Source organism: Actinoplanes sp. G11-F43 (assembly GCF_050589265.1).
In the GTDB taxonomy this organism is placed as follows: domain Bacteria; phylum Actinomycetota; class Actinomycetes; order Mycobacteriales; family Micromonosporaceae; genus Actinoplanes.
In genome coordinates this window covers 15025-28479 of sequence record NZ_JBNZCE010000068.1, presented here as the reverse complement: position 1 = coordinate 28479, position 13455 = coordinate 15025, and the positions used below count along the sequence as shown (strand labels likewise).

Below are 13455 nucleotides of genomic sequence, written 5' to 3'. Positions count from 1 at the left end.
CAGCAGCAGGAAAGCGCTTTCCTAATCACCTCCGGAGGGATCCCGTATGGCAGCGCGTAGATCGATCGGCATCGTCGTCAACGGCGTCACCGGCCGGATGGGCTACCGGCAGCACCTGGTCCGTTCGCTCCTGGCCATCCGTGAGCAGGGCGGCGTGCCGCTCGCCGACGGCACCCGGATCTGGCCCGAGCCGATCCTGGTCGGTCGCGACCCGGACAAGCTCGCCGCCATCGCGGAGCAGCACGGTCTCACCGAGTGGACCACCGACCTGGACGCGGCGCTGGCCCGTCCGGACGTGGAGATCTACTTCGACGCCCAGGTGACCTCGCAGCGGGAGAAGGCGATCCGGCAGGCGATCGGCGCCGGCAAGCACATCTACACCGAGAAGCCGCTGGCCGAGGGCTCGGCCGCGGCCCTCGAACTGGCCGAGCTGGCCGCCGCCGCGGGCGTCAAGAACGGTGTCGTCCAGGACAAGCTGTTCCTGCCCGGCCTGCGCAAGCTCAAGCGCCTGATCGACGGCGGTTTCTTCGGGCGGATCCTGTCGGTGCGCGGCGAGTTCGGCTACTGGGTGTTCGAGGGTGACTGGCAGGTCGCGCAGCGCCCGAGCTGGAACTACCGGCTGGCCGACGGCGGCGGCATCGTGATGGACATGTTCCCGCACTGGAACTACGTCCTCGAAGAGCTGTTCGGCAACGTCCGTACGGTCCAGGCCACCACCGCCACGCACATCACCGAGCGGGTCGACGAGCGCGGCGAGACGTACGCGGCCGACGCCGACGACGCCGCCTACGCGATCTTCGAGCTGGAGGGTGGCGTGATCGCCCAGCTCAACTCCTCCTGGACGGTCCGGGTCAACCGGGACGAGCTGGTCGAGTTCCAGGTCGACGGCACCCACGGCAGCGCCGTCGCCGGTCTGCGCGGCTGCCGGATCCAGCACCGGGCCGGCACGCCGAAGCCGGTCTGGAACCCGGACCTGCCGCTGACCGGCAAGTCGTTCCGGGACGAGTGGACCGAGGTGCCGGACAACGAGGAGTTCGACAACGGCTTCAAGGTGCAGTGGGAGGCGTTCCTGCGGCACGTGGTGGCCGGTGCGGCGTTCCACTGGGACTTCACCTCGGGCGCCCGGGGCGTACGGCTGGCCGAAGCCGGTCTGGAGTCGGCCCGCAGCGGACAGCGGATCACGCTGTGAGCACGGTGAACCTGCCCGGCGGGCGCCGGCTGACCCTCTCCACCAAGAGCTGGGACAAGCCGGCCGGGCCACCGAGCGGCCGGATCGCGTACGCCGCCGCTCATGTGGTCGCCGACCCGCGCGCGGAGAACGCGCCCGGTGCGCCGGCGGTCCTGGACTGGGACGAGACGCTGGCCTTCCGGCGCCACCTGTGGTCGCACGGCCTGGGGGTGGCCGAGGCGATGGACACCGCGCAGCGGGGCATGGGCCTGGACTACGCGGCGACCAAGGAGCTGATCAAGCGCAGTGCGGCCGAGGCCGCGGCGGTCGGCGGCAAGATCGTCGCGGGGGTGGCGACGGACCAGCTGGCGCCGGGCACGGCGACCCTTTCGGAGATCCGGGCCGCCTATGAGCAGCAGCTCGCGGACGTCCTCGCCGCGAAGGCCGCGCCGGTGCTGATGTGCAGCCGTCACCTGGCCGCGGCGGCCCGGGACGCCGACGACTATCTCGCCGTTTACCGCGATCTGTTGGAGAAGTCGGACAAGCCGGTGGTGCTGCACTGGCTGGGCACCGCCTTCGACCCGGCCCTGGAAGGCTACTGGGGCTCGTCCGACGTGGACAAAGCGACGGAGACCGTTCTTGAACTGATCAACAGCGACCCGGCCAAGGTCGACGGGATCAAGGTCTCGCTGCTGGACGCCGACCACGAGATCGGCCTGCGCCGTCGCCTGCCGGCCGGGGTCCGCCTCTACACCGGCGACGACTTCAACTACCCGCAGCTGATCCGCGGCGACGAGCAGGGCTACTCGGACGCGCTGCTGGGCATCTTCGCGGCGATCGCCCCGGCGGCGGCCGCCGCCTTCGCCGCCCTGGACCGCGGTGACCTGGACGAGTACGACCGGATCTTCGCCCCCACGGTGCCGCTCTCCCGGCACATCTTCACCAGGCCGACCTTCTACTACAAGACCGGCATCGTCTTCCTGGCCTGGCTGGCCGGCCACCAGAACCACTTCACCATGGTCGGCGGTCTCCAGTCCGGTCGCTCGGTGCCGCACTTCGCCACCCTGATCGAGCTGGCCGACACCGCTGGACTGCTGCCCGACCCGGAGCTGGCCGCGCACCGGGCCAACCGGTTCTTCGAGGTGATGGCCGGATGAACCGCTTCTCCTTCAACCAGATCACCGCGAAGCACTGGGACCTGGAGGATCTGGTCGCCGGGCTGACCGAGGCCGGGGTGGACAAGGTGGCGCTGTGGCGTGAACCGGTCCAGGAGTACGGCCTGGAGCGCTCCGCCGCCCTGGTCCGGGACGCCGGCCTGTCGGTGACCACGCTCTGCCGCAGCGGTTTCTTCCAGCTCGACGGCTGGTTCGACGACAACCGCCGGGCCATCGACGAGGCCGCCGCGCTGGGCACGAACGTGCTGGTCCTGGTCTCCGGTGGCCTGCCGGAGGGGTCGAAGGACATCGCCGGCGCCCGGGCACACGTCGCCGAGGCGATCGCCCGGCTGGTCCCGCACGCGTCCGCCGCCGGGGTTACCCTGGCGATCGAGCCGCTGCATCCGATGTACGCCGCCGACCGCTGCGTGATCAACACCTGGGACCAGGCGCTGGCGATCGCCGAGCAGCACCCGGTCGGTCAGGTCGGCGTCACCGTGGACACCTACCACCTGTGGTGGGACGACACGGTGCTGCCGAAGATCGAGGCGGCCGGGCCGCGGATCGCCGTCTACCAGCTCGCCGACTGGATCACCCCGCTGCCCGCGGGTGTCCTCACCGGACGCGCCCTGCCCGGTGCCGGGTGTGTGGACATGCGCGCCTTCCACGCGGCGGTGGAGAAGGCCGGGTACACCGGCCCGATCGAGGTCGAGGTGATGAACGAGGACCTCTGGCGGCGTCCCGGCCGGGAGATCCTGGCCGACACGATCGCCGGGTACCAGAGCATCTGAGCCCCGGTCCGCGGTCAACGGCGCCCGCGGACCGGCCGGATTCGTGTCCCGATCCGCGGCTCGATGCGAGCCGCGGATCGGCACACGAATTCCTGGATGGACCGTGAGGCTACCGCCACGCTCCGGCGAAACAAGGCATGACAGAGCAATGTTGCCTTGATCATAAGGTAAGCCTTGCCTAAGTTAGGCAAGGCTAAGATTCGTTCGTCGACCCTACGACGAGCGGACCCCCCGTGCGTTCACGCCATCTTCCGGTGCGAGCCGCCCTCTCCTTGGTGCTGCTGCCCACGCTTCTCACCCTCGACTCGACCCCGTCCTTCGGGCACGCCGCCGACACGGCGCCCACGGACCGGTTCACGGCCGACGCGGCCACCGCCGACGCGAGCTTCCTGCAACAGCCGCAACCGCAGACGGTGGCCGACGGGGGTTCGGTGACGTTCGCCGTCGAGTACCCCGGCGCCCTGCTCTACACCTGGTACCGCACCGACGCGCGGGGCACCCAGGCGCTGGCCGGGAGCAACAGCGCCACGTACACCTTCACCGCGTCCTACGCGGACGACGACGCGACCTACTCGGTACGCCTCTTCGACTCGAACTTCGTTCAGCACCGTTCCGACGAGGCCCGGCTGACGGTGACACCGGTCGCGGCCCGGGTGACCGAGCCCCCGCACGACGTCTCGGTGCAGGCGTACCAGAACGCCTCGTTCGCGGTCGCCGTCGGTGGCACCGCGCCGTTCACCCACCGGTGGCAGCGACAGGACACCGACGGTGGCGAGTGGACCGACATCGCCGGCGCGACCGGGGCGGAGCTGTCGTTCAAGTCGCGCCCGGCCGACGACGGCGCGCGGTTCCGGGTCCGCGTCGACAACGGGCACGGACCGGCGGCCGTCTCCGCCCCGGCCACCCTCACGGTGATCACCGGCGGCGGAAGCCTGGAGACTGTCGACCGGGCCAGCTTCGAATGGGGCGTCAACCCGATCTACCAGGGCGGCAACCCGGCCAACGACGGCTGCAACTTCTTCTCCGCCGGTACGCGTGACGAGTTCGCCGGCACCGATGGCAACGTCCGGATCATCCACCGGATGCCGGACGGCTCGGCCCAGGCGGTCTCGAACGCCACCAAGTGCATCCCGGCGGTCGGCTCGCAGCTGAACCAGCGGGTCCTGTTCACCAACGGCACCGGCACCGCCAACCCGGTCACCGGCGAGGCCACGATCCGCTGGACCGGGGCGTTCACCGCGAACGCGTACAGCGGCCTGGTGACCTGGAACCTGACCGATCCGACGCTGACCATCGCCGCGGACGGCACCGGGACGCTGACCGCGATCGGCGCCGGTTTCGGCGCCGGCCGGGACACCCCGGACCAGAAGACACCGGTCCCGGCCCGCCCGGTCACCGTGGCCACGTTCGGCCAGGTGCGCCTGGACACCACGGCCGGCCCGGGCGGCGGCGGACAGATCTCGCCGGACTTCGCCGGAGTCGACTACTTCCCGCTGGTGGACGGGGTGCGGTCGAGCACCTCGGCGATCCCGGAGCAGGTCAAGGCGCGGCCGGGCTGGGGTTCGTGGCCGGAGTCGTTCGTCGATCTGCAGTACGAGACGGAACTGGCCGGCTACTGGCACTCCAGCGGGCTGTCCGCCGACGCCGAGAAGCCGGCGATGGACCTCACGGTGCGTTTCGACTCCGCGCCGGACGTCAAGATCGTGCCGGTCATCCTGGCGAACCCGGCGACCACCCCGACCGCGCCGTACGTCGAAGGCCGTGACCTGACCATCCGCGCGGACGTGGACGGCAGCCCCGACCTGCGCTGGGAGCGGTCGAGCTCGGGCGCCGGGCCGTGGGCCACGATCGCCGGGGAGTCCGGCGAGACCCTGACCATCCGGGCCCTGGACGCGTCCTGGCATAACACCTACGTGCGTCTGGTGGCGACCAGCGCCGACGGCCAGGCGGTGTCCACCGCGCTGCGGATCACCACGGCCGCCTACGACGCGCCGCACTTCACCAGCCAGCCCGCCGACGTGCACGCGATCCAGGGCAACCGGGCCGTCGCCACGTTCGGGCTGACCGCCTGGCCGGCCGTCGACACCGCGTCGATCAAGCTGGAGCGCAGCGGGGACGGCGGGCAGACCTGGGCGGTGTGGGACGGTGCGGAGTACACCCGTTCGTACATCGGCGGTGCGCAGCACGGTCTGCTGCTGTCGTCGATCCCGATCGGCGCGGACGGCGCCCTGGCCCGGGTGACCGCGGCCAATGTGGAGGGCGCCCGGACGGTCTCCGAGCCGTTCACCTTCCGGGTGCACCGGGCCACCGGCGGACCCCAGCTGGTGGTGCTGCCGGGCACCCGGGTGGACCCGGCGAAGGAGACCCGCCTGACCGTGCTCGGCGCCGGTTTCGACGTGCCGGACTGGGCCGGGCCGACCCTGACGTACTCGCTCGATCTCGGTCTCTTCGACTCCACCGTGTGGACGCCGGGCCGGGCCGGGAGCCGCGACTGGGTGGCCACCTCGCCGGACGTCTCGGGCGGTCAGATCTACCGCGCCTACACCCAGGCCACCGGCGGGACGTTCACCGCCTCGCTGCGGGTGCCGGCCGGGGTGCTGAAGGACGACCGGACGTACGGCGTGGGCGCCTTCCTGCGGCTCACCGACATCTCGACCTGGCAGGACACCTTCGACAACCGGTCGATGGACGCCTGGACCCCGCTGACCCTGCCGGCCCCGCCCTCGGCCGACGGCCAGTCGATCGTCGCGACGGTTCCGGAGCGGGAGGGCGAGTTCCTCTGGTCCATCGACGGCGGCGACCGGGCGGTCACCCTGACCGACGCGGTGGACCGGGGCGGCTACCTCCAGTCGACCGGTGAGCTGAAGCCGGTGACGGTCACCGACACCCGGATCGGCGGCCCGGCGTGGTCGCTCTCCGGTCAGGTCGGTGACTTCACCGGCGGGCTGTCCGGCCGTTATCTGGGCTGGTCACCATCGGTGCACACGGCCGGTGGCGGGGCGCAGGCCGGTCCGGTGGTGCCGTCCGGTCTGGACTCCGGGGCCGGGCTGACCGCGGGGGCGAACCTGGGGTCGGCCGCCGACGGGCACGTCAAGGGCAGCGCGGTGCTGGGTGCGGGGCTGGAGCTGCGGCTGCCGGTCACCACGGAGCCCGGCGAATACACCGTGACCCTGACCTTGACCGCTCTGGGCTGATTCGTCTTCTTGACTCAGCCGTACATCGTGACCAAGATGGCTTAAGTTAGGCTAGCCTACCCTTACTTTAAGGCCATCGATGGCGCGCCCGGATCGACGTACATCGAAGGTGGTGGAATCTGGTGGGTGGCACGACCGCCCGGGCCGGACTCTCGGTACTGGCTCTCCTGCTGGTGACGGCGTGCTCCGCACCGAAGAACACGGACACACCGCAGCGCACCGGCGCGCCGCGGTGCACCGGCCCGGCGACAGCCGTCTCCCAGCCGAGCGTCCAGCCGATCGCGACCGGCTCGACGCCACGGCTGCCGGTCACCTACACCGACCTCACCGACAAACCGGTCACCATCACCGACGCCAGCCGCATCCTGGCCCTGGACACCTACGGCACCCTGGCCACCACGGTCCACGCCCTCGGCCTGGGTGACCGGCTGGTCGGCCGGGACGTCTCCACCGGCCTGCCCGAGCTCGCCCACCTGCCGCTGGTCACCCACAACGGGCACGAACTGAACGGCGAGGCCATCCTGGACCTGCGGCCGTCGGTGGTGCTGACCGACTACAGCATCGGCCCGCTGGAGGTGCAGCTCCAGCTGCGCGACTCCGGCATCCCGGTGGTCATCATGAGCGACCAGCGCTCCCGCGAGCAGATCAGCCCGCAGATCAAGGCGGTCGCCACCGCCCTCGGGGTGCCGGAGATCGGCGACCGGCTGGCCGAACGGGTCGAACGCGACACCGAGGCCGCGGTGGCCCGGGTGGCCGAACTGGCCCCGGCGCAGGCCGGCGACCGGCTCCGGATGGTGTTCCTCTACATGCGCGGCAACGCCGGGGTCTACTACTGGTTCGGCCCCGGCTCCGGCGCCGACGACCTGATCGAGGGCCTCGGCGGGGTCGACGTCGCCGCCGAGGCCGGGCTGAGCGGGATGCGCCCGCTCAACGCGGAGGGCCTGACCCGCGCCGACCCGGACATCTTCCTGATGATGACCAAGGGCCTGGAGTCGGTCGGCGGCCTGCCCGGGCTCCTCGAGGTGCCCGGCATCGCCGAGACCTCGGCCGGCGCCAACTCCTGCGTCGTCGACATGAGCGACTACCAGATCCTCAGCTTCGGACCGCAGTTCCCGGCCACCCTCGACGCGCTGGCCGAGGCGATCTACCGCAAGGCGATCCGCTCGTGACCAGCGTGCTGCCCCGGTCGATCGAGCGGACCGCCGCCGGCCCCGCCGAGCGGTCGATCCCCCGGCTGAAGAGCCGTGCCGGACGGTCCTCGCTGGTGATCGGCGGGCTGCTGATCGCGCTGATCGTGATGGCGCTGGTCTCGGCCGGCGCCGGCCAGCTGCACGTGCCACCGGCCGAGGTGCTCGGCTCGGTGCTGCAGCGGCTGGGCCTGCCCAACGGCTTCGAGCCCACCCACCCCAACGGTGCCGCCGCGCTGTGGAACATCCGGTTCCCCCGCCTGGTGATGGGCCTGCTGGTCGGGGCCGGGCTGGGCGTCTCCGGCGCGGTCATGCAGGGCATCTTCGGCAACCCGCTGGCCGAGCCGGGCGTGATCGGGGTGTCTGCCGGAGCCGGGGTCGGCGCCTGCGCGGTGATCGTCTTCGGCTGGACCTTCGCCGGGCCGATGACCATCCCCGCAGCAGCCTTCCTGATGGCCCTGGTCACCACCCTGATCGTGTACGGGCTGGCCCGGCGCGGCGGCCGGACCGAGGTGGTCACCCTGGTGCTGATGGGCATCGCGGTCAACGCGGTGGCCGGAGCCCTGATCGCCTACCTGGTCTTCCTCGGTGACACCGCGGCCCGCGAACAGATCGTCTTCTGGCAGCTGGGCAGCCTCAACGGCAGCCGCTGGGAGCAGGTCCAGGTGGTCACGCCACTGGTGATCGCCGGACTGATCGCGACCTGGACCCTGGCCGGCCGGCTCGACCTGCTCGCCCTCGGCGAACGGGCCGCCCGGCACCTCGGCGTGCGGGTGGAACGACTGCGGCTGACCGCGATCGTCCTGACCACCCTGCTGGTGGCGGCCGGAGTGGCGTTCGCCGGGATCATCGCCTTTGTCGGCCTGGTCGTCCCGCACGTCATCCGGATGCTGATCGGCCCGGCCCACCGCTGGCTGCTGCCCGGCAGCGCGATCGGCGGCGCCCTGGTGCTCACCGTCGCCGACCTGGTGGCCCGCACCGCCGTCGACTACGCCGACCTGCCGATCGGCATGCTCACCGCGCTGATCGGCGGCCCGTTCTTCTTCTGGCTGCTGATGCGCACCCGTTCCCGATCCGGAGGCTGGGCATGACCGCGCTGGACACCCTGCGGCGCCGCCTGGCCCGGATCCCGGCCCGCCCGGCCGTGGGCGACGTGGTGCTGCGGGCCGACGACGTCCGGCTGTCGCTCGGTGGCGCCCCGGTGCTGCGCGGCGTGGATCTCACGGTGCGGGCCGGTCAGGTGCTCGCCGTGGTCGGCCCGAACGGCGCCGGCAAATCCACCCTGCTCGGCGTGCTGGCCGGCGACCACCGGCCGGACGGCGGCACGGTCACCGTCGACGGCGCGCCGCTCGACTCGTGGACCGCCACCGAGCTGGCCCAGCGGCGCGGTGTGCTGCTGCAGCGGATCGACGTCTCGTTCCCGTTCACCGTCGAGCAGATCGTGCGGATGGGCCGGGCGCCGTGGGCCGGCACCCCGGCCGAGGACTGGGACGACGACGTGGTCGCCGCCGCGCTCGCCGAGACCGACGTGACCGCGTTCGCCGGCCGGATCTACAGCTCCCTCTCCGGCGGCGAGCGGGCCCGCGCGGCACTGGCCCGGGTGCTCGCCCAGGAGGCGATCGCGCTGCTGCTCGACGAACCCACCGCCTCGCTCGACATCGGACACCAGGAACGGGTGCTCACGCTGGCCCGGCAGCGTGCCGAACGCGGCGACGCGGTCCTGCTCGTGGTGCACGACCTGGGGCTCGCCGCCGCCTACGCGGACACCGTGACAGTGCTGTCCGAGGGACGGGTGCACGCGTCCGGACCACCCGGCGAGGTGCTCACCGCCGAGACGCTGACCGAGGTCTACCGGCATCCGATCGAGGTCGTCCGCCATCCCCGTACCGGCGCGGTGTTGATCGTCCCGGTCCGGGACCACACCGCGCCCGCAACCTGATGGGAGTCCCGATGAACCTCGCCGCCCGCCTGGCCGGTGTCGCCGCGCTGGCCCTGGCCCTGACGGTGACACCGTCGGCAGGAGCCCTCGCCGCCACGCCGAAACTCACCGTCTCCAAGAGCACCCTGCCGTCCGACCAGGTCTCCGAGATCACCGTCACCGGCCGGAGCTATCTGGTGCCGCCGCACGCGCCCGGAGTCGAGGTGTTCGGCGGCGTCTACCTCTTCTTCGGCTGGGTGAAGGACCCCGGCGGCTTCGGGCCGAGCATCCGCAACTCCGGCAACAACGACGGCACACCCGGTGTCACCTACGCCTACCCGGGCGAGGCCGGCGACGCGGGCACCCGTGACGACGGCAGCGGGACGATGCGGATGGTCTCGTTCACCACCGGCGGGGCCTCCGGCGAGGCCACCGACTTCCACATGGACGACGACGGCGACTGGCGCGCCACCCTGAAGATCAACGGATCCACCTTCAGCACCACGAGCAACGGCAAGTCCAGCACGTACGACTGCCTGAAGGTCCAGTGCGGGGTCTACACCATCGGGGCACACGGGGTGGCCAGCAAGACCAACGAGAAGTTCACCCGGATCACCTTCAAAGCCCCCTCCGGCGGCGGTACGGCGGCCGAGCCCACCACCGCGCCCACCCGGCCCGCCGCGGCCACGACGACCGCACCCACCCGGACCACCGCACCCGCCGCCGGCGCGACCAACGCCGCGACCGCGACCGGCACCGCCGAATCCGCCGACCTCGTCGCGGTCGAGGAGGCGGACTCCGGCGGCGACATCGAGGGCCGGGCGGTGGCCGGCACCCGCTCCGTCCGCAGCACCGGCGGCATCGGCTGGTTCATCCCGCTGACCGCGCTGACCGCCCTGGTGGTGCTAGCCGCGGGCGGCATCTGGTGGCGACGGCGGCGACGCCGGGCCACCCCCACGACCCCACTCTCCTAGAGATCCACCGCACTAGTAGGAGGTACCCATCCATGTCCATCCCTGATCGCGCGGCCCAGCCGCGCGGCGTGGGCCGGCGGCTCGCGGCGATCGCCGTGGCCGGAACGGTCGCCGCCGGTGGTGTGGCCGTGGGCGCCACGCCCGCGTTCGCCGCGCCGCAGACGATCGACGACGCCACCTTCACCTGGGGTGTCAGCACCGAGCTGCAGGCCGCACCGCCGTTCGGTGGCTGCAACTTCCTGTCCGCCGGTGAGTCCGACGGCACCCAGGCCAACTACCGGACCACCGTCGGCGACGTCAGCATCGTCAAGGACGGGGTCGCCCCCACCTGGGCGAGCAAGTGCGCCGGCGCCCCCGCCAAGGCGATGAACCAGCAGATCGTCTGGTCCGGCGGCGCCGGCACCGTCGACCCGGCGACCGGCGTCACCGAGCTGGCCTTCACCGGCGAGGTGTCGATCAACTTCTACGGTGGCCTGGTCCCCTTCACCATCAAGAACCCGGTCGTCACCGTCGACGCCAACGGTGGCGGCACGGTCAAGGCCACCCTCTTCGGCTACGGCTCGTCGATGGAGAACCCGAACGTCAAGGTTCCGCTCGACCCGGTGAACGGTGTCGTCGTCGCCGACCTGTCCGACGTGGACAGCGGCAACACCGTCGGCTTCACCACCACACCCGGGTACACCGGTGTGGAGTACACCCCGCCGGCCGGCTCCGGGGGCACCCCGCAGAACCGCACCAACGCGGGCTGGGGCGCCTGGCCGGACAGCTGGGTGGACTTCCACTACGCGACCGGCCTGACCTCCTACTGGTACAGCAGTGGTGGCGCGGCCGACCCGTACAAGGCGCCGAGTGCCCTGACCATCGCGTACGGCGACGGCGAGGTTCCGGGGGAGCCGGGCGAGCCCGGTGAGCCCGGCGGCTCCGACGGCGGCCAGCAGTCGATCAGCGTCACCGTGCCGAAGAAGGTCGAGCCCGGCGAGTTCCTCTGGAACATCGACGGCGACAAGGCGGTGAACCTCGGCGAGACCAGCGCCAAGGGCACCTACCTGCAGGCGACCGGCGCGATCGACCCGATCACGGTGACCGACACCCGGCAGAACGGCCCCGAGTGGTCGATCTCCGGCCAGGTCTCCGACTTCACCGGCGGCCTCTCCGGCAGCCACCTCGGCTGGACGCCGAAGGTGCTCACCGCCGGTGCGGGCGCGGTGGCCGGCTCGGCCGTGGCCACCGGCCTCAACGGCGGCACCGGCCTGGCCGGCTCGTCGACCCTGGCCACCGCGGCCGACGGGCACGCGAGCGGCACCGCCAGCGTGGGCGCCGACCTCGACCTGCGCCTGCCGGCCGACACGGCGGCTGGAGAGTACGCCGCGACCCTCACGGTCACCGCCCTCTCCTAGTGGAGACGCGGCCGGTATCCGATGGTCCCGGATACCGGCCGCCCGCCCCATCACGAACCGCACACCAGCCACGACAGGACAGAACGAGTATGGCACTGCGCACCCGGCCGGATCACCAACCGGCCACCGACCCCGACAAGGGCATGACCACGGTGAACCGGCCGGGCGCGAGCACGATCTGGGCGGTCGCCCTCCCGCGGATCGGACGGGCCCTGATCGCCGCGGCGATCCCCCTCGCCGGCGTGCTGCTGCCCGGCACGCCCGCGGCCGCCGCCCCGGACACGTCGCTGACCTGGTCGGTCCGGCCCACCCCCACCGAGAAGAGCCCACAGCGGCCGAACTTCGCCCACGACCTGGCACCCGGCCAGCGCATCGAGGACAGCATCCGGGTGCGCAACTTCGGCAACAAGCCGCTGCCGCTGACCATCTACTCCAGCGACGCGCTGAACACCTCGTCCGGCGCGCTCGACCTGCTGCCGGCCGCCACCCCGCCGAGCGACGTCGGCAAGTGGATCGTGCTCGGCAAGGCGGCCATCGAGGTGCCGGCCAACGGGCACGTCGACGTCCCGTTCACCATGGTGGTGCCGTCCGCGGCCGAGCCCGGCGACCACACCGGTGGCATCGTCACGTCGTACCGGGCGCCCGGCACCGACGACAAGGGCCGTGCGGTGATCATCGACCGCCGTCTCGGCACCCGGATGTATGTCCGGGTGGCCGGCGCGCTGCGCCCCGAACTCACGGTCAGCGAGGTGCGGACCGAGTACAAAGGCAACACCAACCCCTTGGAGCCCGGCGACGTACGGGTGAGCTACACCGTCACCAACACCGGTAACGTCCGGATCGGAGCCGAGCAGACCATCGTGGTCCCGGGCGGGCTCGGCCTGCCCGGCATCGAGGCGACGCTGGACCCGATGCCGGAACTCCTGCCGGGCAACTCACTCGACTACTCGATGCTGGTGCCGGGGATCTGGCCGACGTTCCGCACCACGGCGACCGTCGAACTGCGCCCCACCCCGTCCCGGCAGGGCGAGGAACTCGATCCGGCCGTCCCGGTCGCCTCGGCCTCGGCGGCCACCTGGTCGGTGCCCTGGCCGCAACTGATCATCCTGCTGGTGGTGGTCGGCTTTGTCCTGTACGTGATGTGGCGCATCCGCCGCCGGCGGCGCCGCAAGACCGCGGTGCAGGACCAGGCCGTGCAGATCGCCGCGATCGTGCGCGAGACGGTGCAGGCGGTGCTGACCGCCCGCCCGGACATCGACGCCGCCCAGGCCGCCGCTGCCCAGGCCGCCGCAGCCCAAGCCGTCGCCGCGCCTGCCTCCGCGCCTGCCGCCGCTTCGCCCGTGGCGCCTGTGCCGCCCGCGCCCGTGTCGCCCGCGCCCGTGTCGCCCGCGCCCGTGTCGCCCGCGCCCGTGTCGCCCGCGCCCGTGTCGCCCGCGCCCGTGTCGCCCGCGCCCGCCGCTTCGCCCGCGAGCCCGCCGCCGGGTGGAGCCGATCCCGCCTGACGACCGACCCGGCACCCGAAGGCCAGAGGCGATCCCTCTGGCCTTCGCCACACCGTCGCGCCCGAAATATGCGCCTATCGCCCGCATTGCGCGATCAGCAAAATGCGAAGCCTTTCTCCAAATAGGACGCTATTCGGGTGAATCCGCTAGTGAAGTGACTACCGAAGCGG

The 13455-nt window shown here is 72.0% G+C and carries 10 protein-coding genes; all 10 read left to right on the top strand.

Features of this window, described 5'->3' with window-relative positions:
• Window positions 1–46: 46 nt before the first annotated feature.
• The 10 genes from ACQ0O7_RS44075 (at window position 47) to ACQ0O7_RS44030 (ending at window position 13285) form a co-directional block, all read left to right on the top strand.
• Complete coding sequence (locus ACQ0O7_RS44075) at window positions 47–1189, top strand: Gfo/Idh/MocA family protein (protein WP_430791904.1); 1143 nt, start codon at window positions 47–49, stop codon at window positions 1187–1189.
• Complete coding sequence (locus ACQ0O7_RS44070) at window positions 1186–2325, top strand: dihydrodipicolinate synthase family protein (RefSeq protein ID WP_430791903.1); 1140 nt, start codon at window positions 1186–1188, stop codon at window positions 2323–2325. Before ACQ0O7_RS44075 ends, ACQ0O7_RS44070 begins: the two co-directional genes overlap by 4 nt.
• Window positions 2322–3113: a sugar phosphate isomerase/epimerase family protein gene (locus ACQ0O7_RS44065; protein ID WP_430791902.1), complete on the top strand. Its 792-nt coding sequence runs from the start codon at window positions 2322–2324 to the stop codon at window positions 3111–3113. Before ACQ0O7_RS44070 ends, ACQ0O7_RS44065 begins: the two co-directional genes overlap by 4 nt.
• Before the next feature lie 233 nt (window positions 3114–3346).
• Entirely contained in the window at window positions 3347–6307 is a 2961-nt protein-coding gene (locus ACQ0O7_RS44060) for a hypothetical protein (RefSeq protein WP_430791901.1), read from the top strand.
• A 122-nt stretch (window positions 6308–6429) separates the two neighbouring features.
• On the top strand, window positions 6430–7476 hold the full coding sequence (locus ACQ0O7_RS44055; RefSeq protein ID WP_430791900.1) for a heme/hemin ABC transporter substrate-binding protein: 1047 nt from the start codon (window positions 6430–6432) through the stop codon (window positions 7474–7476).
• A complete protein-coding gene (locus tag ACQ0O7_RS44050; protein ID WP_430791899.1) occupies window positions 7473–8585 on the top strand; it encodes a FecCD family ABC transporter permease in 1113 nt (370 codons plus the stop codon). The genes ACQ0O7_RS44055 and ACQ0O7_RS44050 overlap by 4 nt, the downstream gene beginning before the upstream one ends.
• On the top strand, window positions 8582–9433 hold the full coding sequence (locus tag ACQ0O7_RS44045) for a heme ABC transporter ATP-binding protein (RefSeq protein ID WP_430791898.1): 852 nt from the start codon (window positions 8582–8584) through the stop codon (window positions 9431–9433). Before ACQ0O7_RS44050 ends, ACQ0O7_RS44045 begins: the two co-directional genes overlap by 4 nt.
• An 11-nt stretch (window positions 9434–9444) precedes the next feature.
• Complete coding sequence (locus ACQ0O7_RS44040; RefSeq protein ID WP_430791897.1) at window positions 9445–10386, top strand: hypothetical protein; 942 nt, start codon at window positions 9445–9447, stop codon at window positions 10384–10386.
• 32 nt (window positions 10387–10418) lie between these two features.
• Window positions 10419–11783, top strand: a complete 1365-nt coding sequence (locus ACQ0O7_RS44035; protein ID WP_430791896.1) for a hypothetical protein — start codon at window positions 10419–10421, stop codon at window positions 11781–11783.
• Window positions 11784–11872: 89 nt separating this feature from the next.
• Entirely contained in the window at window positions 11873–13285 is a 1413-nt protein-coding gene (locus tag ACQ0O7_RS44030) for a hypothetical protein (protein WP_430791895.1), read from the top strand.
• Window positions 13286–13455: the final 170 nt, after the last annotated feature.

Excerpts from the sequence above, each read along its gene's own strand:
- ACQ0O7_RS44075 (WP_430791904.1), top strand. The coding sequence starts at position 47 with ATGGCAGCGCGTAGATCGATCGGCATCGTCGTCAACGGCGTCACCGGC.
- ACQ0O7_RS44065 (WP_430791902.1), top strand. The coding sequence starts at position 2,322 with ATGAACCGCTTCTCCTTCAACCAGATCACCGCGAAGCACTGGGACCTG.
- ACQ0O7_RS44045 (WP_430791898.1), top strand. The coding sequence starts at position 8,582 with ATGACCGCGCTGGACACCCTGCGGCGCCGCCTGGCCCGGATCCCGGCC.
- ACQ0O7_RS44040 (WP_430791897.1), top strand. The coding sequence starts at position 9,445 with ATGAACCTCGCCGCCCGCCTGGCCGGTGTCGCCGCGCTGGCCCTGGCC.
- ACQ0O7_RS44030 (WP_430791895.1), top strand. The coding sequence starts at position 11,873 with ATGGCACTGCGCACCCGGCCGGATCACCAACCGGCCACCGACCCCGAC.
- ACQ0O7_RS44035 (WP_430791896.1), top strand. The coding sequence starts at position 10,419 with ATGTCCATCCCTGATCGCGCGGCCCAGCCGCGCGGCGTGGGCCGGCGG.